At 72.1% G+C, this 21,259-nt stretch carries 18 protein-coding genes; 8 read left to right on the top strand and 10 right to left on the bottom strand.

What is annotated here, in order from left to right:
• Positions 1-25 precede the first annotated feature (25 nt).
• Complete coding sequence (locus ACFY2B_RS10690) at positions 26-1,066, top strand: glycosyltransferase family 4 protein (protein WP_390762781.1); 1,041 nt, start codon at positions 26-28, stop codon at positions 1,064-1,066.
• Positions 1,067-1,262: 196 nt separating this feature from the next.
• On the opposite strand, the gene ACFY2B_RS10685 is transcribed toward ACFY2B_RS10690, so the two are convergent.
• From ACFY2B_RS10685 to ACFY2B_RS10670, 4 genes are all read right to left on the bottom strand, one after another.
• Positions 1,263-1,922: a maleylpyruvate isomerase N-terminal domain-containing protein gene (locus ACFY2B_RS10685; RefSeq protein WP_390762780.1), complete on the bottom strand. Its 660-nt coding sequence runs from the start codon at positions 1,920-1,922 to the stop codon at positions 1,263-1,265.
• A gap of 147 nt (positions 1,923-2,069) precedes the next feature.
• Positions 2,070-3,476: an aldehyde dehydrogenase family protein gene (locus ACFY2B_RS10680; RefSeq protein ID WP_390762779.1), complete on the bottom strand. Its 1,407-nt coding sequence runs from the start codon at positions 3,474-3,476 to the stop codon at positions 2,070-2,072.
• A gap of 12 nt (positions 3,477-3,488) precedes the next feature.
• Entirely contained in the window at positions 3,489-4,568 is a 1,080-nt protein-coding gene (locus ACFY2B_RS10675) for an NAD(P)-dependent alcohol dehydrogenase (RefSeq protein ID WP_390762778.1), read from the bottom strand.
• Positions 4,569-4,972: 404 nt separating this feature from the next.
• The gene (locus ACFY2B_RS10670) at positions 4,973-5,302 is read right to left on the bottom strand and encodes a hypothetical protein (protein ID WP_390762777.1); all 330 of its coding nucleotides are present in this window, start codon (positions 5,300-5,302) and stop codon (positions 4,973-4,975) included.
• Positions 5,303-5,752: 450 nt separating this feature from the next.
• Here ACFY2B_RS10670 and ACFY2B_RS10665 point away from each other — a divergent pair, with 450 nt between their 5' ends.
• The 3 genes from ACFY2B_RS10665 to ACFY2B_RS10655 are packed head-to-tail and all read left to right on the top strand — an operon-like array spanning position 5,753 to position 8,267.
• Positions 5,753-6,883: an ABC transporter ATP-binding protein gene (locus tag ACFY2B_RS10665; RefSeq protein ID WP_390762776.1), complete on the top strand. Its 1,131-nt coding sequence runs from the start codon at positions 5,753-5,755 to the stop codon at positions 6,881-6,883.
• Complete coding sequence (locus ACFY2B_RS10660; RefSeq protein ID WP_390762775.1) at positions 6,880-7,602, top strand: ABC transporter permease; 723 nt, start codon at positions 6,880-6,882, stop codon at positions 7,600-7,602. Before ACFY2B_RS10665 ends, ACFY2B_RS10660 begins: the two co-directional genes overlap by 4 nt.
• Positions 7,599-8,267, top strand: coding sequence for an ABC transporter permease (locus ACFY2B_RS10655; RefSeq protein WP_390762774.1), 669 nt, complete (start codon positions 7,599-7,601; stop codon positions 8,265-8,267). Before ACFY2B_RS10660 ends, ACFY2B_RS10655 begins: the two co-directional genes overlap by 4 nt.
• A 19-nt stretch (positions 8,268-8,286) precedes the next feature.
• Here the strand turns inward: ACFY2B_RS10655 and ACFY2B_RS10650 are convergent, their stop codons facing one another.
• The 4 genes from ACFY2B_RS10650 to ACFY2B_RS10635 are packed head-to-tail and all read right to left on the bottom strand — an operon-like array spanning position 8,287 to position 12,590.
• On the bottom strand, positions 8,287-8,886 hold the full coding sequence (locus ACFY2B_RS10650) for an ATP/GTP-binding protein (RefSeq protein WP_390762773.1): 600 nt from the start codon (positions 8,884-8,886) through the stop codon (positions 8,287-8,289).
• Entirely contained in the window at positions 8,873-9,298 is a 426-nt protein-coding gene (locus ACFY2B_RS10645; protein ID WP_390762772.1) for a DUF742 domain-containing protein, read from the bottom strand. The genes ACFY2B_RS10650 and ACFY2B_RS10645 overlap by 14 nt, the downstream gene beginning before the upstream one ends.
• Positions 9,299-9,339: 41 nt before the next feature.
• Entirely contained in the window at positions 9,340-9,816 is a 477-nt protein-coding gene (locus ACFY2B_RS10640) for a roadblock/LC7 domain-containing protein (protein WP_390762771.1), read from the bottom strand.
• Positions 9,813-12,590: an ATP-binding protein gene (locus ACFY2B_RS10635; protein WP_390762770.1), complete on the bottom strand. Its 2,778-nt coding sequence runs from the start codon at positions 12,588-12,590 to the stop codon at positions 9,813-9,815. The genes ACFY2B_RS10640 and ACFY2B_RS10635 overlap by 4 nt, the downstream gene beginning before the upstream one ends.
• 370 nt (positions 12,591-12,960) lie before the next feature.
• On the opposite strand from ACFY2B_RS10635, the gene ACFY2B_RS10630 reads away from it, so the two are divergent.
• Positions 12,961-13,923, top strand: a complete 963-nt coding sequence (locus ACFY2B_RS10630; protein WP_390762769.1) for an ABC transporter substrate-binding protein — start codon at positions 12,961-12,963, stop codon at positions 13,921-13,923.
• A 649-nt stretch (positions 13,924-14,572) separates the two neighbouring features.
• Here ACFY2B_RS10630 and ACFY2B_RS10625 read toward each other — a convergent pair.
• Positions 14,573-15,028: a tellurite resistance TerB family protein gene (locus tag ACFY2B_RS10625; RefSeq protein WP_390762768.1), complete on the bottom strand. Its 456-nt coding sequence runs from the start codon at positions 15,026-15,028 to the stop codon at positions 14,573-14,575.
• Positions 15,029-15,666: 638 nt separating this feature from the next.
• On the opposite strand from ACFY2B_RS10625, the gene ACFY2B_RS10620 reads away from it, so the two are divergent.
• A complete protein-coding gene (locus ACFY2B_RS10620) occupies positions 15,667-16,314 on the top strand; it encodes a ScbR family autoregulator-binding transcription factor (protein ID WP_390762767.1) in 648 nt (215 codons plus the stop codon).
• Between the two features lie 127 nt (positions 16,315-16,441).
• Here ACFY2B_RS10620 and ACFY2B_RS10615 read toward each other — a convergent pair whose 3' ends face one another.
• Positions 16,442-17,710, bottom strand: a complete 1,269-nt coding sequence (locus ACFY2B_RS10615; RefSeq protein WP_390762766.1) for a cytochrome P450 — start codon at positions 17,708-17,710, stop codon at positions 16,442-16,444.
• A gap of 266 nt (positions 17,711-17,976) precedes the next feature.
• Here ACFY2B_RS10615 and cyc2 point away from each other — a divergent pair, with 266 nt between their 5' ends.
• Together cyc2 and ACFY2B_RS10605 are read left to right on the top strand one after the other, a co-directional pair.
• Positions 17,977-20,136, top strand: a complete 2,160-nt coding sequence (cyc2, locus tag ACFY2B_RS10610; protein WP_390762765.1) for a germacradienol/geosmin synthase Cyc2 — start codon at positions 17,977-17,979, stop codon at positions 20,134-20,136.
• 322 nt (positions 20,137-20,458) lie between these two features.
• Complete coding sequence (locus tag ACFY2B_RS10605; protein ID WP_390762764.1) at positions 20,459-21,019, top strand: PDZ domain-containing protein; 561 nt, start codon at positions 20,459-20,461, stop codon at positions 21,017-21,019.
• The last annotated feature ends 240 nt before the right edge of the window (positions 21,020-21,259 follow it).

Raw genomic sequence — 21,259 nt, 5'->3', positions numbered from 1 at the left:
CGGATCGACCGGATAGGGGAGTGCAGTGTCCCGACGTCTTCGCATCGCGATGATCGCCCCGCCGTGGTTCGAGCTTCCACCCAGGGGATACGGCGGGATCGAGTACATGTGCTCGTATCTCGTGGACTCGCTCGTCGACCGGGGCCATCACGTCACCCTGGTGTCGAGCGGTGAGAACGGCACAAAGGCGCACCACGTCCGCACGTACGACGCTCCGCAGTGGCGGCGGCTCGGTGAGCCGATGCCGGAAGTCCGTCATGCGGCCTCGGTCCGGCGGATTCTCGAATCCCTGGACATCGACGTCGTCCATGACCACAGCCTGGTGGGGCCGCTGCTTGCGGCCGGCCGGGCCGTGCCCACGGTCGTGACCTTGCATGAGCCCGTGACGGGGGACTACGGAGACTACTTCCGTCTGCTCGGCGATACGGTGCGGCTGGTGGCCATTTCCGAGGCGCAGCGCGCCACTGCCCCGGAGTTGAACTGGTGCGCGACGGTGCACAACGGCGTCGATCCGGCCGGCTTCCGGTTCCAGCGGCGCAAGGCGGACTGGGTCCTGTTCCTCGGGCAGTGCATGCCGCACAAAGGAATGCACACGGCGATCGACGCCGCACGCGCGGCCGACGTGGCCATCCGGATCGCGGCCAAGTGCGGCGAACCCGCCGAGATCGAGTACTTCGAGTCGGAGATCCGGCCGCGGCTGGACAAGGACGTGGAGTGGCTGGGCGAGGTGGGCGGCGAGCGGAAGAAGGCGCTGCTGGCCGACGCGTCCTGCCTGATGTTCCCGATCGCCTGGGACGAACCGTTCGGCCTGGTGATGATCGAGGCCATGGCCTCGGGCACGCCCGTGGTGGCCCTCGACCGGGGCTCGGTGCGGGAGGTCGTCACCAACGGACTGACGGGCATCGTCTGCGATGCGGCCGCGGACCTGCCGAACGCCATTCGTCTCGCCGCACAACTGGACGCCGAGCACTGCCGGAAGGCGGCCACCGACGCCTTCAGCAGTGACCTGATGGCGGAGAGGTACGAGAGGGTCTACGAGTCGGCACTTGAGTCCCGGCACCGGTGACCGGCCGAACACGGGAACGGCCGGCCACTCCGCCGCGCCTCGCCCAACGGCGCGCTCCGCTCCGGACCCGGCGGACCGCCCGGTGGTGGCGAAGGCCGCGCGGCACGTTCTCGGTGACGGGCGTGCGGAGGGGACGGGGCAGCGGCCCGTCACGAGCGATCGCTCGGCCGGGCCGTCCCTTCCCGTCCGCGCCCCGTCAGATCGCGTTGATCGCCGCGGGTGCTCGCTCCACCCGGGTCAACGCCCTCAGCAACGCGGCTTGGCCGTGCCGTCGGGCGGCGAGCCGGGCCAGCAGCACCAGCACCGGGTCGAAGGCGGCGTCCGGGAGCGGCGGGACGGTCCGTCCCACGCTGACGGCGAGATCGTCCATGTGGACGGCGATCTCCACCATCCGGGTGACCAGGAAATCGTCGAGACGCAGGGCCCACCCCGTCTGCGGCATGAACACGGCCCGGTCGCCCGGACAGGTCGCGAGGCTGGTCCGCTGCTCCGCCAACGAGGTGCGGGCGAGCCCCGTCAGAGACGACGCCCCCTGGGCCGCGAGGTCCTCGCCCCTGGCCCGAATTCCCGCGTTGACCTCGCCGTCGAGCGGTGCGTCGATCCAGGCGGCTCGGCCGTAATGGTCGAGCAGGGGGATCGGCGCCTCCTGCGGCAAAGACTCCTGCGGGGCGGAGTCGGCCCAGCCCCGCAGGGCGGAGCCGACACTGAAGAGCTGATGGGCGAGGTGACCGGCCAGGCCGCCGACCGTCAGCTCGGCCAATGCGCTGGGCCGCTCCCACGACGCGGCCACTTCCGGGGCCTCCAGCAGTAGTACCGCCTGTTCCGCCGCGCTCAGGTAGGCGTCTGTGACGCTCATCAAGTCCTCCGTGATCGGAATTACCCGACATCATGATCCCTGGGCGCGGATCGGCAGCGGCCTTCGACCCGGTCGTGACATGACTCACGTGCGACCCGACGGTCCCCTGAACGGCCGCTGCCGAACGTGGAGTTGATGATGGGGCGGTCAGGGCCGTGCGGGGCGGGTGAGGACCTGGAGGTCGGTGAAGCCGTAGAGGCCCCAGGGGCCGTTCTCGACGCCGAGGCCGCTCCATTTGTGGCCGCCGAAGGGCAGGTCGGGGCGGACGCCGAGGCCGTGGACGTTGACCGAGACCTGGCCCGCGTCCAGTTCGGCCGCGACCTGGCCGGCGCGGTCCAGGTCGGGTGACCAGACGGACGCGGTCAGGCCGTAGGGGGAGGCGTTGGCCCGTTCCACGGCGTCGGCCAGGTCCCGGTAGGCGATCACGGGCAGCGCGGGACCGAACTGTTCCTCGTCCACGATGCGTGTTCCGTCGGTGAGGCGGGTGAGGATGGTGGGCCGGTAGAAGTAGCCGGGCCGGTCGAGGGGTGCGCCGCCGGCGGCGGCCAGCGCGCCCTGGCGCAGGGCGTCGGCCACCAGGTCGGTCACCCGGTCCAACTGGGGGCGGTTGTTGAGCGGGCCGAGCTGGGCACCTTCGGCGGTGCCCGCGTCCACCCGGACGGACCTGGCCCGTGCGGCGAGTGCTTCGACCAGGTCGGCGTGGAGGCGTTCGGGTGCGTAGACACGTTTGACGGCCAGGCAGACCTGGCCGTTGTTGCGGAACGCCGCCCAGAACAGGCGGTCGGCGATCTGCTCCGGGTCGGCGTCGTCGAGGACGATGGCCGGGTCGTTGCCGCCGAGTTCCAGGGTGAGGCGCTTGAGATCGTCGGCGGCAGCAGCGGCGACCCGTCGGCCGGTCGCGGTCGAGCCGGTGAAGCTGATCTTCCGGGGCACCGGATGGGTGGTCATCAGGGCGCCGAGCGGGTCGCGTCCGCTGATCACGTTCAGCACGCCGGGCGGCAGCACCTCCTGGAGGAGTTCCCCGAGGGCGAGTGTGGTCAGCGGCGTGTAGGGGGAGGGCTTGACCACCACGGTGTTGCCCGCCCGCAGCGCGGGCGCGATCTTCCACATGGCCAGGGTGACGGGGAAGTTCCACGGCGTGATGGCGGCCACGACACCGAGCGGTCGCCGGATGATCTCGGCGTAGCCACGGGCGTCGTCCTGGACGATTTCGCGGGGCAGTTCGAGGTCGGCGTAGTAGCGCAGCCAGACGACGGCGCCCGCGATCTCGGAGCGGGCGTCCTTGAGGGGTTTGCCCTGTTCGGCGGTGAGGAGGGGAGCCAGCCGGCCGATGGCGGCCTCCAGCGCGTCGGCGGCCCCGCGCAGCGCCTCGCGGCGGGTGCGGTCGTCGCGCCGCCAGGTCCGGAACGCCTCGGCGGCGGTGTTCATGGCGTGGTCGAGCTGGTCGGGTGTGCAGTCGGGGGCCTGGGCGAAGGGTTCACCGGTGGCGGGGTCGGTCACGTCGAACGTGCCCGCGGCTGGGACCGGTTTGCCGCCGATGGTCATCTGGTGCATGGCTTTCTTTCCTCACGGATGGTGCGGCAGGAGGACGGGTTTGACGGTGGTGCCGTCGGCGGACTCGCGTTCGGCCGTGGCGATGTCGTCGAGCGGGTAGGTGCGGACCAGCCGCTCGAACGGGAAGCGTCCCTGCCGCCACAGGTCGATCAGCCGGGGGACGAACCGCTGCGGCACCGCGTCGCCCTCGATCACGAACCGGAGGCTGCGGCCCGCCAAGGCCGACGGCCGCAAGGTGAGTTCGTCGCCGCCCGCGCCGACCAGGGCGCAGCACCCGCCCGGTCGCAGGACGGTCACGGCCGTGGTCATCACGGCGGCCACCGCGGTGGTGTCGAAGGAGTGGTCGACCGGTCCGACCGCGGCGGCCAGGTCCGGGTCGGCGCCGTCCAGTACGCGGGTGGCGCCGAGTTCCGCGGCGAGTGCGCGGCGGCCGGGGTGCAGGTCCACCGCGACGATGTCGGCGGCCCCCGCGACCTTGGCGGCCATCACCGCCGCGAGGCCCACGGCTCCGGTGCCGAACACGGCGACGCCGTCACCGGGCCGTACGGACAGGGAGTTGAGGACGGCGCCCGCACCGGTCTGCAGGCCGCAGCCGAGCGGGCCGAGCAGGTCGAGCGGGAGCGCGGGGTCGACCACGACCAGGTTGCGTTCGGTGGCCACGGCGTGCGTGGCGAAGGAGGACTGCCCGAACCAACGGGCGGCGACCGGCGCCCCGGTCAGGTCGGTGGCTCCGCTGGAGCCGTCCACCCGCGCACCGGACACGTTGCGGGCCATGAACTGAGCGCAGTACGCCGGTGCGCCGGTGTGGCACTGGGCACACCAGCCGCACGAGTCGAAGCTCATGACCACGTGGTCGCCGGGCCTGACCCGGGTCACCCCGGGACCGACCGCCTCGACCACGCCGGAGCCCTCATGGCCGAAGATCATCGGCATCGGCAGGTGCGGTCTCCGGCGCACGGTGACGTCGGTGTGGCACATGCCGGCCCCGACCACCCGGACCAGGGCCTCACCGGGCCCGGGTTCGTGCAGGTCGACGTCCTCGACGGCGAAGGGCTTGGCCGGGTCGCGCAGGACCGCCGCCCGAATTCTCATGGGAATCAGCCTTCCGTGATCGTCGCGCAGCCGGCGGCGCGGCGGTGCGCGACGAGCGGCCCGATCCCCGTCGGCCAGGTCGGCAGGGGCGCAAAAGCGCCTGTGCGTTCCCGTCCGGCACGGTGAACGGCGCCTCGGCCGCGGATGGATGCCTGCGGCGGCGTCCTCCCGGGCCGGTTCGGCGCGGGGCGGTCGGCGCGGGTGCGGGCGACCGCGAAGAACGCTTCGGGGGAGGTTTCCCTGGGGGTCACGTGTCCTGGCTCCTTTCGGGAACACTGGACCGGTTCGGGCACGCCGAAACATGACACCCGCCCCTGGGGCACCGCCGCAACCTCGCTCGCCCCCCCGCGATGTGGCGACGACCGGCCCGGATCAGTCCGTGCGGCCCTCCAGGGCACGGCGGGTCAGGATCCGGGCAGGTGCTCCCGGTACTCCCGGTCCGCGAGGAAGTCGCTGCCCGCCGACGTGCCCTCCGCGGCGTGCGCGGCCGCCTCGGCGGGCGGGGCGCCGGAGCGCAGGGCCGCCTCGACCCGGTGTGCCCTCAGCGGCGTCGCGCCCGGGTTCGCCGGCGCCACCCGGCCGCCGTGGGCCGCGACGGAGACGATCACCCCTGGGTGGCCGAAGCCGGGCGGTGACCGCGGCCGGCTGCCGTGGACGAGGACGACCGGGCCGACGCCGCCGAAGTGATTCTTCGCGGACGGGAGACGAGGCGCGGCGCGGGCATGGCTCTCCAAGGCGTTTCCTGGGGGCGGCGGCCTGACGCGATCTTCGTGGTCGATCGATGAGGGTGGCCTACCTGGTAGGTTGCGTCAAGGTGTCGCCGTGCGGCGGTCCCCGGTCGAGAGGCCGTGTGGTCGGCGAAGTACCCGGTGGCGCCGGAAGGGTGGTGTGCCGCCGCGCGGGCGGGGTGCCGCACGCCGACTTTCGGCCACGGGCCGACCACGGTCCGGTCACGGTCCGGTCACGACCTCCGGCCCCGGTCGCGATCTCCGCCCGCGGCCCGGTGGCGGCATCCGGCCACGGTCCGGACCTCCGGCACGGTCCGGTCACGACCTGGTGGTGGGCCGTCGCCCGCCAAAGTACTGAAACAGTCGCGGTCTAAACTCTCCACGCAACGGGCTGCGCACCGACGACCGTGGCCGAAAATGGCCAGTTTCTGCCAAACCCGAAGGGTATTCGGCGCTTTGATACGGATAGATTCAGTCACCAAGCGATACCCCGATGGCACCGTGGCGGTCGACCAACTGTCGCTGGAGATCCCGGACCGCTCGATCACCGTGCTCGTCGGGCCCTCCGGCTGCGGCAAGACGACCACCCTGCGGATGATCAACCGGATGGTGGACCCCTCCGAGGGACGGATCCTCCTCGACGACGTCGACATCCAGGAGCAGCCGGTCACCACACTGCGCCGGTCGATGGGGTACGTCATCCAGAACGCGGGCCTCTTCCAGCACCGCACCATCGTCGACAACATCGCGACGGTGCCCCGGCTGCTCGGCTGGAGCAAGCAGAAGGCCCGGGCGCGGGCCGCGGAGCTGATGGCACGCGTGGGGCTCGACGCCTCGCTCGCCAAGCGGTACCCCTACCAGCTGTCCGGCGGCCAGCAGCAGCGCGTCGGTGTCGCCCGCGCCCTCGCCGCCGACCCGCCGGTGCTGCTGATGGACGAGCCGTTCTCGGCCGTCGACCCCGTGGTGCGCAAGGGACTCCAGGACGAGCTGCTGCGCATCCAGGAGGAACTGGGGAAGACGATCGTCTTCGTCACCCACGACATCGACGAGGCCATCAAGCTGGGCACGATGGTCGCCGTGATGCGCACCGGCGGCAGACTGGCCCAGTTCGCCCCGCCCGCCGAACTGCTGAGCGCGCCCGCGGACGCCTTCGTCGAGGACTTCCTCGGCGCCGACCGAGGCATCCGCAGGCTCTCGTTCTTCCCCTCCGGCGACCTGGAACTGCGCACCTCGCCGGTCGTCGCGATCGACGCCGACGCCGCGCTGATCGCCGCCCGCGCCGCCGACGACGTGCCGTACCTGCTGGTCACGGACCCCGACGGCAAGCCGCTCGGCTGGAGCGCCCCCGACGACCTCACCCCGGGGCAGATCGACCGGGAGCGGCTGCTGGCGTACGGGCGGCCGTTCGTGCCCGGCACCGACTCGCTGCGCGCCGCCCTCGACGGCGCCGTGCTGTCACCGACCGGCTGGGCCACGGGCGTGGACGCCGACGGACGCGTCGTCGGCGTCGTGTCGCAGCAGGTCGTCAGCGAGGCGATCCGCGCCGCGCACGCGAGCGGACGCAGTGAGGCGAAGGTCGGCGGATGAGCGGCTTCTTCGACATCCCCAGCGACCTCCAGCACAGCTACTTCGGCCTGGTCGGGCTGCATCTGCGCGAGGCGCTGCTGCCGGTCGTGGCCGGGCTGCTCGTCGCGCTGCCGATCGCCCAGCTGTGCGTGCGCTTCCGGCGGCTCTACCCGCCGGTACTGGGCGTGACCACCGTGCTGTACGCGATCCCGTCGCTCGCCTTCTTCGTCGTCCTCATCGACTACACGGGCCAGAGCGAGATCACCGTGATGATCCCGCTGGCCGTCTACAGCCTGGTGGTGTTCGTCCCGGCGATCGTGGACGGGGTCCGCTCGGTGCCGCAGGAGACCCTCGACGCGGCCACCGCCATGGGCCTCGGGCCGGTGCGCCGGTACTTCCAGGTCCAGCTTCCGATCGCGGTGCCCGCGATCATGGCCGGGCTGCGGGTGGCCACGGTGTCCAGCATCTCCCTGGTCAGCGTCGGCATGCTGATCGGCAACCAGGGCGGACTCGGCAACCTGCTCAACGACGGCATGATCTACCACGAACCCCGCCTGGTGTGGATGTCCGTCGTCGGCACGGCCGTGCTCGCCATCCTCGCGGACGCCGTGCTGATCGGCGTACGTCTGCTCCTGACACCCTGGATGCCGCGCGGCACCCGCAAGGCCCGCGCCGCCGAGGCCGCCACCAAGACCCGGCCCGACGCGACCGCGGTCGCCCTGGAGGACGCAGTCCGGTGAACGTACTCCACTTCATCAACGCCTTCTTCAGCGACGGCGCCCACTGGCACGGCTACGACGGCATCCCCACCCGGGTGTTCCAGCACATCCAGTACTCGCTGCTGGCCCTCGCCGTCGCTGCCGCCATCGGCCTGCCGCTCGGCCTGCTCACCGGGCACACCGGACGCGGCGGCAACATCCTCGCGTCCATCGCCACCGCCGCCCGCGCGCTGCCCAGCTTCGGCCTGCTGGTGCTGATGTTCGTGCTGCTCGGCTTCGGCCTGCTCCCGGTGATGATCCCGCTGGTCGTGCTCGCCATCCCGCCGATCCTGGTGACGACGTACGAGGCGGTGCGCTCCGTCGACCCGTCCCCGGTGGACGCCGCCCGGGGCATGGGGATGCCGGAGTCGCGGATCCTGTTCCAGGTCGAGGTGCCCGTCGCGCTCCCGCTGATCCTCAGCGGCCTGCGCTCGGCGGCCATCCAGATCGTCTCCACCGCCACCATCGCCGCCTACGTCAGCTTCGGCGGCGTCGGCCGCTACATCATCGACGGCCTCTACCAGTACAACTACGAGAAGGTCGTGGGCGGCGCCACGCTGGTGGCCGTCATGGCGCTGGCGACACTCGCGGTGTTCTGGGCGGTGGCCCGGATCACGGTGTCGCCCGGCGTGCGCAGGCGCGGCTGAGGGCGGGCGCGGCCGAGGGTCAGCCTCCGGTGCGGGCCAGCGCCAGCTCAAGCACGACGAGCAGCGCGTCCCGCACCGAGCCGCGCTCCCGGGCGTCGAAGACCACCAGCGGAACGCCGTCGGTGACGTCCAGCGCCCAGCGGACCTCGTCCAGGGTGTGCTCCACCCGGCCGTCGAAGGCGTTGACCGCCACGGCGAACGGGATGCCCTTGTGCTCGAAGTAGTCGACGGCCGCGTAGCAGTCGTCCAGGCGCCGGGTGTCGACGATGACCAGCCCGCCGACCGCGCCCTCCACGATGTCGTCCCACATGAACCCGAACCGGTCCTGCCCGGGCGTGCCGAACAGGTACAGCTTGAGCGTCGGGTCGATGGTGATGCAGCCGAAGTCCATCGCCACCGTGGTCGTCGTCTTGCCCGGGGTGTGCGTGAGGTCGTCGACGCCCGCCGCCACCTCGGTGATCACGGCCTCGGTGGTCAGCGGCTCGATCTCGGAGATGGTGCCGACGGTCGTCGTCTTGCCCACGCCGAAACCGCCCGCGACGACCATCTTCACCGGCAGGGGTGGTCGTGCGGCGGGATGCGCGGCAGAGCCGTGGACCAGTGGTTCAGTCGGTGTCACGGAGTACCCCTCGGGAGTCGGGGATGGCCCGCAGGCCATCGATAACCCTGCGCAGGACGGATGCGTCATGAGTGCTTTCGAAGTCGGGCACGTACACCGTCAGCCGGCCGGCGTCGCGCAGGTCCTCGGCCAGCACGCGAACCACGTTGAGGTGGAGGTGCAGCCGGGCCGCCAGCTCCGCCAGCGACTGCGGCAGCCGGCAGGCGGCGACGATGTCGTGCTGCTCGAAGGAGAGCCGGTCGAGCGCGTCCAGGCCCGCGGCGGTGGCCACCACCTGGGTCTCGACGGGCATCGTCCGGCCGGAGGCGGTGTCCGCCACCCGGCCGGCGGTGACCAGGAACGGCCGTACGGCGGGCGCCGGGCCGACCGGCTCGGCGCCCGGGTACCCCGAAGACGAGGCGCCGTCCGCCATGGGTTCCCACGCCCTCTCTCTCGGTCTTCGCGGGCGGCCGGTCAGCCGGCCGGCGCGGCGCCGACGCTGTTCTTCAGTTCGAGCACCAGCTGGGGGCTGAGCGCGGCCCCGGCCCGGTTGGCGAACAGCGTCATCTCGTAGGCGACGTTGCCCAGCTTGGCCTCCTTGTCGGTGACCACGCCGAGGACGGCGCCGCTGCCGATCGCGGAGACGATCACATGACCGCCCTCCAGATCGATGATGACCTTGTTGAGATCGCCCAGGCCGTAGTTGCCGGAGGCACCGGCGGCCAGGCTGGTGATGCCGGAGACGATCGCGGCCAGCCGTTCGGAGTGTGCGCGCTCGCGCAGCTCCGACACGGCGATGAGCAGGCCGTCGGAGGAGACGGCGATCGCGTCGACCACCCCCGCGGTCTCGGTAGCGAAACGGTTCAGCAGCCAGGTGAAGTCGGCTGCGGCGGCCCGCAGGTCGGTCGGCGTGGTGCCGCCCGTCGGGGCGTCACCGGTCGGCGTGCTCACTGCTCGGCTCCTTCCGGATGGTGGTTCTGGTCGTGCGGCGAATCCGCGCGCCCGGCATCGGTGCCGGGGCGCTCGAGGCTGCTGGTGTCGCTGTCGAGCCGGGCGCGCGCCACCGCCGCCTCGAACTCCTCAAGGGCCTCCCGCTCGGCCGCCGCGTCCCGGGGGCGCACCGCCTGCGGTACGGCCCGCCCGGCACCCGCGGTGGTGCTGAGGGTGGCCCCGCGGACCCGCCGGCGCAGCGGGCGGGCGGCGGCGGAGCCGTCCTCCGGCCGGGCGGCGGTCGGCGGTATCCCGGTGCGGGCGCGGGGGAGCAGCGGGTGCTGCTCGGGAGCCGCGGCCCTCTCCTGGGCCGCGGCGGAGGTGCCGGGGGTCACGGCCGTATTCTCCGTGCTCGTCCCGGCGGCGCGGTCGGCGCCCTGCGGTGGTTCGCGCCGGGGCAGCCGGCGGGGGAGCGGACCGTGCGGTTCGCCGGAGCCGGCGGAGGCGTGCCCGCCGTCCCGGCCGCCCGGATGCGCGGGCGTCGGCCCGGAGGCGGCGCTGCCGTCTGCGCGCGGACGTGACGACGCGGACGACGACACGGACGATCCGGTGGCGGACGGAAGCGGCGATCCGGTGGCGGGCGGACGCTGTGCTCCGGTGGTGACCACGGCCGGGCGCGGACCGGTGCTCGCGGGCACGCCCGGTACGGCGCCGGCCCCCCGGTCGCCCTGGCCACCGGGCTCGGCGGGACGGGCGGCCAGGGCGGCCCCCCGGTCGGAAGCCGTCGGGCGGGCCGTGTCACCGCCCGCCGCCGAGGCGCCGGGCGACACCGGGCTCATGCTGAGCAGCAGCGTGCTCGGCAGCGACACCTCGGCCGTCACACCGCCGCCCGGCGTACGGGTCAGCTCGACCCCGATCTCCCAGCGCCGGGCCAGCGTGCCGACCACGAACAGGCCCAGCACCCTGGTCGGCACGAGGTCGAGGCGCTCGCGGCGGATCAGCCGCGCGTTCTCCTCGGCGAGCCGCTCCGCGCTCATGCCGAGGCCGTGGTCGGTGACGACGACGTGCGTGCCCTCCGGGCCGCGGCGCACGGTCACCTCGACGGGGCTGCCCTCCGGCGAGAAGGACACCGCGTTCTCCAGGAGTTCGGCCACCATGAGGGTGAGGTCGCCGATGATGTCCGGCTCGACCATGGCGTCCGAGGCGGTGTACAGCCGTACCCGCTGATACGCCTCGATCTGGCCGAGCGCGGCCCGCACCACATTGGTCAGCGGCGTAGGACCGGAGTCCAGCACCGTCTCCCGGATACCGGCCAGCAGCATCAGGCTGTCGGCGTTGCGGCGCAGGCGCACCGCGATGTGGTCGATGGAGTAGAGGCGTTCCAGCACGGCCGGGTCGGTCTCGCCGCGCTCCACCGCGTCGATCAGCGCCAGCTGACGGATGGTCAGATTGCTGACGCGGCGGCCGACGTTGCCGAACATCTCGGCGGTGTTGCGACGGCTGAGCACCTGTCGCTCCAGCAGCGCCGCGGCGGTCTTCTGTACGTGGTCGAAGGCCCCGGCCAGGTCACCGATCTCGTCGCGGGCGGTGACGGGCATGTCCCGCAGCCGGGGCGGACCGTCGTCCTCGGTGTCGTCGTCGGCCACCCGGGCGAGTTCCCGGCCGGCGACCTCGGCGACCTCCTGCGCCGCCTCGGTCAGCGCCTGCACCGGGCGGATCACCGAGCGGCGGACCAGCACGGAGAGGGTGAACCAGAGGGCGAAGCCGATCGCGGTGCCGCCCAGCAGCAGAATGGCGCGCCACTGGGCCGTACCGGAGGCGTCGTCGGCCCGCTCGGCGACCTGGCCGATCAGCGCGGTGGCGATCTTCAGCCGGGCGGCGGCCTGGTCCGGGTAGTGGGGATAGTCGGCCAGCGCGTCGTGGACCGCTCGCCGGAGTTCCTGCCGGCTGCCCGACTGCAGCCTGCCGACGTCGATCTGCAACTCGGCGAACGACTCGGCTATGGCACGCTGCGCCGAGGTGTGCTCCATCCCGGCCAGTTCCGCCGTCTGTGCCTCGGTGGCGAACCGGCCGAACCGGTCGGCCTGCTGCCGGTACTGCTCGTAGGAGCCGACCGCGTTGGTGAACTCGATCTGCGCGTTGGTGTCTCCGGTGGTGGCCGAGAACACACTGGTCTCGAAGGCGGCGTGAGCGGCGTCCGCGCGCAGCAGGGAGTCCAGCAGGTTGCCGGTGAAGGTGGCCGAGAGGGAGGTGTCGCGGTCCAGACCGAGGCCGTCGATGAGGCCCTCGGCCGCGTTGGTGTAGGCCGGGTCGATGTTGTCGGCCGGCAGATGGGCCGTCTCGACCGAGTCACGCAGACTGGACAGGCCCTGCACCTCACGCAGCGCCTGCGCCTCGCTCTGCGGCAGCCGGTCGCCGAAGGCGTCGAGCACCGTCTGCACCTGGCCGTCCACGGCCTGCTGGGCGGCGAGGTAGGCGGCGGTGGAGGGCCTGCTGTCCCCGGACTCGTAGCGCACCGACAGCAGGATCGCCTGCTGGTGCTCGGCCTCCACCCGGTCCACCAGCCGGGCGACCTGCGCACTGTCGCGCACCAGCCGCGCCGCGGAGCGCGCCGTGTTCGACTGCTGGACCAGGTCGGTGATCAGGTACGACAGGAGTACGGCGACCACGGCGAGCGGTACACCGACGAGCAGATTGAGTTTGCGCCGGAAGGACCAGCGGTCGGCGAAGCCTCTGATCCCGTTCCGCGGCGGCGGGGCGTGCCGGGCGGGCGCGTCCACCTCGTACGTGGACACCGGTCCTCCTTCGTGGGGGATGTCATCCGCGGGGCGTCCTCACCCCGGTGAACAGGGCCTCATCGCCCCGGTGCGGGGCTTCCTGCCCCGGAAATGTCGCGCAACGACGCCTAAACGGAACCCGTGCACCGCTGTGCCCTCTGTCAACTGCGGTGAGACTACAGGCTCCTTGAAGCGCTGATCAGCTTGCCCTTCATCAAGAATCCGTTACAAACGGACCGCTCTCCGCGCACAGCCGAACGCAGATCGAATCCAATCGGTGATCCAGTGGCACTTGACTGGGCGAGAACCGTCTGGATTGGATCGTGTGGAGTTGTCCCATGAAGGTGTCCACCCATCAATCCCACAACTTGAGTCCGGAACAGGAATCGTGACTTCCAACACCCACACCAGCAGGATCACCCGGAAACACCGAGGTGCGGCGGCCGTCGCACTCGCCGCTGCAACGGCCCTGCTGGCGGGCTGTTCCTCCTCCGATGACACGTCCGGCGACCCGCTCAAGGGCGGTGCGAAGGCGAGCGGCGACTCGGTCGTCGTCGGGTCCAACAACTTCGCCGAGAGCATCCTGATAGCCGACATCTATGGCGAGGCTCTGAAGGCCAAAGGAATCAAGGTCACCTACAAACCGAACATCGGCAGCCGTGAAACTACATACGGCCTGCTCAAGAACGGTTCGATCTCGGTCCTGCCCGAGTACAACGGTGCCCTGCTCGCCTACCTCGATTCGAAGGCCACGCCGAAGAGCACCGAGGAGACCACGTCGGCCATCGAGGCCAAACTCGATCCCAAGCTGACGCTGCTGGAGCCGGCCCCGGCCCAGGACAAGGACTCGGTCACCGTCAACGCGGCCACCGCGAAGAAGTACGGCCTGACCGGCAAATCCTCCATCGCCGACCTCAAGAACGTCGCGAAGGACCTGGTCATCGGCGGTTCGCCGGAATTCCAGACCCGGCACCAGGGCCTTGAGGGACTGAAGTCGGTGTACGGCATCGAGTTCAAGTCCTTCAAGGCGCTCGACGCGGGCGGCCCGCTCACCCAGGCCGCGCTGACGAAGGACACCGTGCAGGCCGCCGACATCTTCACCACGGACCCGACCATCACCAAGGAGAAGTTCGTCGTCCTCCAGGACACGGAGAACCTCTTCGGGTTCGCCAACGTCCAGCCACTGGTCTACAAGAGCGGGCTCTCCAAGGACGGCGTCGACGCGCTCAACGCGGTCTCCGCCAAGCTCGACACGGCGACCCTGCTGGACCTCGACACCCAGGTGCAGTCGGGCAACAAGGACCCGCTGGACGTCGCCAAGACCTGGCTGAAGTCCGTCGGCCTCGGCTGATACCCCGCGTCCTGGGATCGAGCCCGGACGGCGCGACACGCGTGTCCTCGAACCCCGGGGTCGTCTCCTCCGACCCCGGGGCCGTGCCGCCGGACTCCGTCCCGCCCCCGGGCCCCGGGGGTACGGCCGCCGCTCTCGGGGTCTGATTCCCGGCCCCTGGGGTGGGTCGGGTCGGCCGACCCCGGGAGATCCGCGTCACACGGGACGGGCGCGACCTGGACACACCGGCGCCCCGGCGGCGGCACACCCCGGGACCGCCGGGCACCCCGGGACCGTCCGGCTCGCCGACGCGGCCGCCGAGCCCGTCGCCCCCGGGAGCACTGGATCCGGCCCCGGCCGTGCTCCCGTCGGACACCGAGGCCGCCCCCTGACCGGGGACATGGGCGACGACCGACATGACGACCGACATCACGACCGCGAGCGAACCGCTGCCGCTGCCGGTGCGACCGCGCACCGGCGCGGGTACCGACCGCAGCAGGCGGACGCACCACCGCGGAGGCGGTGACTGCTCGACGCGCGGGTCGGCCGAGGCCGCGGACCGGTGCCGTCGGCGAAGCTCCGCCGACGGCACCGGCACCGGCACCGATGTCGGCACCGATGTCGGCATCGACCCGGCGCCTGCCGCGGCCACAGCGCCGGATACGGGTCGTCAGAGGTCGAACTCGTGCGGCGGGAGGTCCAGCGTGAAGCACGCCTCCCGCACCACGGCCTGCTCGGTCTTGTCGAAGTCGCCGTCGGCGCCGCCGATGACGATGCCGATCTGGATCACGGCGCGTGCCTCGGCGGGCTTCTTCTTCGCCTTGGCGATCTCCTGGAGCACGCTGACCTTGCCGAAGTCGAAGTCGGTGGTCAGCTTGTTCAGGTTCTCCTCGAAACGGCGCCGCAGGTCGTCCGCCGGGAAGTTCTGCAGCACCTCGTTGGTGGCGATCAGCTGGGCGACCCGCTGCCGCTCGCTCGGGTCGATGGTCCCGTCGGCGGCGGCGACGAGCGCGCACATCGCCATGCTCGCGTCCCGGAACGCACCGCTTTTCAGGTCGTTCTTCTTCGCCACCAGTTGGGTCTGCATCGTCGATGCCGACTCCTTGATGCGGTCCCACAGAGCCATGCGAACTCCTCGTATGCGCACTCGATCACGTCTACAGCACCGTAGAAACTCATGGGAGCCCGATTGAGTTCCACGCCCGGCGCCGAGTGACCGGCCGGTCCGCGGCACCGACCCGGTCAGGTGTACCCGTCGGTGCCGTCGCTCATACCGGTCGCCCGGTATGAATCAGGGTGCGGGTTTGCGGACCCGGCGCACGGCGGCGGGGGCGAGGCCGCCCGCGGTCCTGCGGTCGTCCGGGTCGCTGCGGCGGTGATGACCGCGAGCGACCGGCATCCACGGCTCAGGGCGGCCGTCGATGCGCGGGCGCACCGACCACCCGTCCGATTACCGGAGCGGCCGACTTCCCATTGAGAACCGACCGTCCGCCTTCTATCGTGGCGATCTCCGGTGTGGCGCACCACTGTCCGCCGGAGCCTCCGGAAGCCGGACGGGACCCGAGGGGGAGCCGTGCCTCGACATCGTCCGTTTGCGGAGGCAGGAGGGTGGTCGGGGCCGCCGGCAACCGGACCGCCGTCCGGGCCGGTCACCCGGTCCGTACGCCGACCGACCGCTGTCGCACGGTGAGTTATCGTGTGCGGGGGGTAAAAAACAAACGGCACGTCCCGTTCTTTTCCGGTCCGTCAAGGAGTGTCCAGCAGATGGCGAGGCAGTTACGCGCCGAGCAGACCCGCGCCACGATCCTCACGGCCGCGGCCGACCTGTTCGACCGTCGCGGCTACGAGTCGACCAGCCTGAGCGACATCGTCGAGCACGCCCGGGTCACCAAGGGGGCGCTGTACTTCCACTTCGCCGCCAAGGAGGACCTGGCGCACGCCATCATGGAACTCCAGTCCAGAACCGTGCGGCAGCTGGCGGCCGAGGTCGACCGCCGCGGCTGCTCCTCGCTGGAGTCCCTGATGCGGACCACGTTCGGCATCGCCCGACTCGCCGTGGAGGGCCCCATCCCCCGGGCCGGACTCCGCCTGGCCACCGCGGACATCGCCGTGCGGGCACCGCTCAAGCACCCCTTCACCGAGTGGCTGGAGCTGGCCACCCGAAGAATCCTGGGTGCCGTCAAGGATTCCGACCTGCACCCGGACGTCGACGTGGAGGCCGTCGCCCACTCCCTGGTCAGCTTCTTCGTCGGCACCCGCGTCGCCGGCCGCTCCCTCGAACCCGTCGGCCGGCTGCCCCGCCGGATCGCCGAGATGTGGTACCTGCTGATCCGCGGCCTGGTGCCGGTGCCCCGCCGGGCCCGCTACCTGACGCTCGCCACCCAACTGGAGCGGGAGATCCGAACCGCCTGAACCGCGCGGTCCCTCGGGCGGCGACCCCGGAACGCGCGTCACGCCGGAGCGAAACCGAGTGGCGCCGGGACGGAACTGCCGGGTGCCGGGACGAAACGGCCCGGCGCCGTACGGCGGTGCCCGGACGTCAGGCCGGTTGCAGCGGCAGCGACTTGATGCCGTTGATGAAGTTCGACATCAGCCGCTCGGGAGGTCCGGCGAGGCGCGGCGGTCCGGGCAGCGCGCGCAGCACCTCCTCGTACAGCAGCCGTAGCTGGAGCCGGGCGAAGTGGGCGCCCAGACAGACGTGCGGGCCGTCCCCGAAGGAGACGTGCGGATTGGGCGTACGGGCGAGGTCCAGACGGTCGGGATCGGTGAACGCCCGTTCGTCACGGTTGGCCGACGCGTGGAAGACGACCACCTTGTCGCCCGCGCGCAGCGCCCGCCCGGCCAGCTCGGCGTCCCGTACGGCAGTACGGCGGAAGGTCAGCACGGGCGGATGCCAGCGCAGCAGCTCGTCGACGGCCGGGGCGAGCCGGACCTTCCCCTCGCGCAGCAGCCGGTACGCCCCCGGGTGCTCGGCCAGCGCCAGCAGACCGCCCGGGGCGGCGCCGCGCACGGTGTCGTTGCCCGCGACGGTGAGCAGGAAGAAGAACATCTCCAGTTCGCCCGCGGCGAGTTCGCCGTCCAGCGCGAGCGTGGTCAGCACGTCGTCGGCCGGATGACGCCGCTTGTGGTCGGCCAACTGCCGCGCGTACCCGAACATGTCCCGCAGCTGGGCCGGGGAGCGCGGATCGACCGGCCGGCCCGCCGAGTCCCGCGCCTGCTCGCCCGCCTCGTCCGGATCCTGGTAGCCGATGACCCGCCGCGTCCAGCGCAGCAGCAGCCCTCGGTCGCCCGGCGGGACACCCAGCAGGTCGGCCAGGTTGAGCAGCGCGTACTCGTCGGTGACGGCGCCGACCACGTCGACCGTGCCGTCGCCGTCCCGGGCCGTGGCCAGCGCGCCGGCGAGAAGGGCGCGGGCCCGCTCCCGGGCCAGTGCCGCGAACCGGTTCACCCGCGCCGGTGTGAAGGCCCGGCTGACCAGGCGGCGCAGCCGGCCATGGTGCGGCGGATCCTGGTTGAGCATCATGCGCCGGATGAAGGGCAGGTCGGCGGGGTCGGGATCGCGGATCTGGGTCGCGCCCGCGTACGACGAGAAGGCCGCGGAGTCCTTGAGCACCCGCACCACGTCCGCGTGCCGTGTCACCGCCCAGAACCCGGGCCCGGCCGGCCAGCCGAGCACCTCGGGCTCGTCCTGCCAGACCACCGGGTGGTGATCGCGCAGCAGCCGGTAGTCGTCGTACGGCACGCCCAGGGCGTACCGGCGAGGATCGAAGACATCGGGAACCGGCTGCTGGAACGACTTGGACGCCACCTCTCCACCGTGCCCCCGACTCGCCCCGCCAACAACCCCGCACCACCCGGAAGCCGCGGCGGGGGCGGCCCCCGAGGGGGACGGAGAACCGTGCGATCGGCCGGGGCGGCGCCGCGGGCGGTTGACGGTACGGCACGGCGCGACCTGCGGGGCGGCTAGGCGCTCGCCCCGCGGAAAAGGGGGTTGTTCGGCCGGGGTTCACGCGATGGTGTGATCATGTGCTGGGGTGCGGATGGGGGTTGAGGGGCCAGGGTAGGGCCCCCGCCATGACGCAGCCCTTCGTACTCCCGCACTTCTACATGCCGTATCCCGCGCGGCTGAACCCGCATGTCGACGAGGCACGTGCCCACTCGACCGCGTGGGCGCGCGAGATGGGCATGCTGGAGGGCTCCGGGATCTGGGACCAGGACGACCTGGAGGCGCACGACTACGGTCTGCTGTGCGCGTACACGCATCCCGACTGCGACGGCCCCGCCCTTTCGCTGATCACCGACTGGTACGTGTGGGTGTTCTTCTTCGACGACCACTTCCTGGAGAAGTACAAGCGCAGCCAGGACCGCGCCGCGGGCAAGGCCCACCTCGACCGGTTGCCGCAGTTCATGCCGCTCGACCTGACGGCCCCCGTGCCGGAGCCGGAGAACCCCGTCGAGGCGGGCCTCGCCGACCTCTGGGCACGCACGGTGCCGGCGATGTCCGCCGACTGGCGCGCACGGTTCGCCGTCGCCACCGAGCACCTGCTCAACGAGTCGCTGTGGGAACTGTCCAACATCAACGAGGGACGGATCGCCAACCCCGTCGAGTACATCGAGATGCGCCGCAAGGTGGGGGGCGCCCCCTGGTCGGCGGGGCTCGTGGAGTACGCGACCGCCGAGGTGCCCGCCGCCGTGGCCGGCACGCGCCCGCTGCGGGTGCTCATGGAGACCTTCTCCGACGCCGTGCACCTGCGCAACGACCTGTTCTCCTACCAGCGGGAGGTGGAGGACGAGGGCGAGAACAGCAACGGGGTGCTCGTCCTGGAGACCTTCTTCGGCTGCGGCACCCAGGAGGCCGCCGACACGGTCAACGACATCCTCACCTCGCGCCTGCACCAGTTCGAGCACACCGCGCTCACCGAAGTGCCCGCGCTCGCCCTGGAGAAGGGCCTCACCCCCGGCCAGGTGGCGGGGGTGGCGGCGTACACCAAGGGGCTCCAGGACTGGCAGTCCGGCGGCCACGAATGGCACCTCCGCTCCAGCCGGTACATGAACGAGGGCGCCGTCTCGGCCTCCCCCTGGCACGGACCGACCGGCCCGGGCACCTCGGCGGCGGACATCGGCGCCCTGCTCTCCTCCGCCGCGGCCGAGCGGCTGCGCGCCTACTCCCACCTGCCGTTCCAGAAGGTCGGTCCGTCCCTGCTGCCCGACTTCCACATGCCCTACCAGGTGGAGCTGTCCCCCCACCTGGACGCCGCCCGCGGGCGGCTCACCGGCTGGATGCACCGCATGGGCATGCTGGCGGAGGGCATCTGGGACGAGGACCGGCTCACCGCCTACGACCTCGCGCTGTGCGCCGCCGGCCTGGACCCGGACGCCACGCCCGAGGCCCTCGACCTCAGCTCCGCATGGCTCTCCTGGGGAACCTACGGCGACGACTACTACCCACTGCTGTTCGGCCACCGCCGGGACCTGGCAGCCGCCCGGACCACCACGGCACGGCTCTCGGCGTGCATGCCCCTGGACGGCGAGCCGGTCCCCGCGCCCGGCAACGCCCTGGAGCGCGGTCTCATCGACCTGTGGGCCCGCACGACGGCCGGGATGACCGATGAGCAGCGGCGCTCCATGAAGGCGTCCGTCGACACGATGACCGAGAGCTGGCTGTGGGAGCTGTCCAACCAACTGCAGAATCGAATCCCCGACCCGGTCGACTACCTGGAGATGCGGCGTGCCACCTTCGGCGCCGACCTCACCCTCAGCCTGTGCCGGATGGGCCAGGGCCCGTCGATCCCGCCCGAGGTGTACCGCAGCGGGCCGGTGCGCTCGATGGAGAACGCCGCGGTCGACTACGCGTGCCTGCTCAATGACGTCTTCTCCTACCAGAAGGAGATCGAGTACGAAGGAGAGATCCACAACTCCGTCCTCGTCGTGCAGAACTTCTTCGGCGTCGACTACCCGGGGGCACTGGGCGTCGTACACGACCTGATGACCCAGCGCATGGAGCAGTTCCAGCACGTGGTGGCGAACGAACTCCCGGTCGTACGGCAGGACTTCGACCTCTCGGACGAGGCGGGCCGGGCACTCGACGGATACGTGGCCGACCTGCGGAACTGGCTCGCCGGAATCCTGCACTGGCACCGCCAGGTCGACCGCTACCAGTCCGCTTACCTGGCCCGCCGTTCCCACGGCTTCCTGCCGGACCGGCCTCCCGCGCCCGCGCTGCCCGTCAGCTGAGGCAGGGCACCGCGGGGCCGGAACCACCGGCTCGGACGCGGCTCGCGCCGGCGCCCGCACACCCACCGGGCGCGGGCGCGAGCCGCCCCCGCACCGCTGCCGCCTCCCCCGCACCATGGCACTCATGCTGCCGCACCCGCCCCACCGCTTCGGGCCGCCGCTTCGGGGCCGGCCGACGGCCGCGCCGCCGCCTCCCGGCAGCGGCGGCGGTCGCCGGACCCCCGATCCCGATGGCTTCCCGCTGCCGGTCCGGGGCCAGTCTCACTCGTTCGTGGCTCGTCGTGCCCACACCCTCCGGGTAGACACCTGCCGGAGGCGATCCATGGAACAGACAGCGTTGCGTCCCCAGCCGGTGCCCGGTCAGGAACGGCCGGCCGACGGCACGCCGGGTCCCACCCGACGCCCGCACGCCGCCCGCCGGCGCGGCCGGCGGATCAGGGCCGTGCTGTTCGGCCTGTTCGCCGGCGCGGTGCTGGTCCTGTCCGGCGTCGGACTCGGCACCGTCGGCGCCACCGTGATCGGCATGGGCAAACTCGCCGACGCCGAGCGGCAGCCGCCGCCACGCCCGTCGGCCCCGGTCACGCACGCGGCGGCCCCGCATCCCGCGGCGGCGCCGGCCGGCCTGACGCTCGGCGTCGAGGCCGTGGACGCCGAGAAGGCGGGGGCACTGGTCATCGGCGTCCATGTGCCCGGCCCCGGCTACACGGCGGGCCTGGTCCGCGGGGACGTACTCCTCCAGTTCGGGCCGAGCCGCGTCGACACGGCCGCCGATCTCCTACGGGCCGTCTCCCGGGCCCGACCGGGCGCACCGGTCACCCTCACCCTGCGCCACTCAAGCGGCGGCTACCAGCAGTTGACCGTCGTCCCCGGCGTCGTCACCTGAGAGCACCGGGGAACGGACGGCCGGCGGCTCCGGTGTGGGGAGCGCGTGGGGAGGGGGTGCGCTTCGAGGGGGTCCGCTTCGAGGGGGTGCGGAGGGCGGTGTTCCGGCCGTGTTCCAGGGGCGCACCGACGTACCTCGGTGGCTTTTCCGGTCGGGGCGAGGGGTCGGTGAAGGCGTCGGCCCGGCTCCGCGACGACCCGCCCGGGCGGGCGCGAGTCCGTAACCGGCTCGCGTCGTCCC

This window comes from Streptomyces sp. NPDC001270 (genome assembly GCF_042896695.1).
Lineage (GTDB): Bacteria > Actinomycetota > Actinomycetes > Streptomycetales > Streptomycetaceae > Streptomyces.
The sequence above is the reverse complement of the archived record's forward strand: the minus strand, read 5'-3'. Positions and strand labels throughout refer to the sequence as shown.

Excerpts from the sequence above, each read along its gene's own strand:
- ACFY2B_RS10685 (WP_390762780.1), bottom strand. The coding sequence starts at position 1,922 with ATGAGCGTCACAGACGCCTACCTGAGCGCGGCGGAACAGGCGGTACTA.
- ACFY2B_RS10680 (WP_390762779.1), bottom strand. The coding sequence starts at position 3,476 with ATGCACCAGATGACCATCGGCGGCAAACCGGTCCCAGCCGCGGGCACG.
- ACFY2B_RS10675 (WP_390762778.1), bottom strand. The coding sequence starts at position 4,568 with ATGAGAATTCGGGCGGCGGTCCTGCGCGACCCGGCCAAGCCCTTCGCC.
- ACFY2B_RS10660 (WP_390762775.1), top strand. The coding sequence starts at position 6,880 with ATGAGCGGCTTCTTCGACATCCCCAGCGACCTCCAGCACAGCTACTTC.
- ACFY2B_RS10645 (WP_390762772.1), bottom strand. The coding sequence starts at position 9,298 with ATGGCGGACGGCGCCTCGTCTTCGGGGTACCCGGGCGCCGAGCCGGTC.
- ACFY2B_RS10625 (WP_390762768.1), bottom strand. The coding sequence starts at position 15,028 with ATGGCTCTGTGGGACCGCATCAAGGAGTCGGCATCGACGATGCAGACC.
- ACFY2B_RS10620 (WP_390762767.1), top strand. The coding sequence starts at position 15,667 with ATGGCGAGGCAGTTACGCGCCGAGCAGACCCGCGCCACGATCCTCACG.
- cyc2 (WP_390762765.1), top strand. The coding sequence starts at position 17,977 with ATGACGCAGCCCTTCGTACTCCCGCACTTCTACATGCCGTATCCCGCG.
- ACFY2B_RS10605 (WP_390762764.1), top strand. The coding sequence starts at position 20,459 with ATGGAACAGACAGCGTTGCGTCCCCAGCCGGTGCCCGGTCAGGAACGG.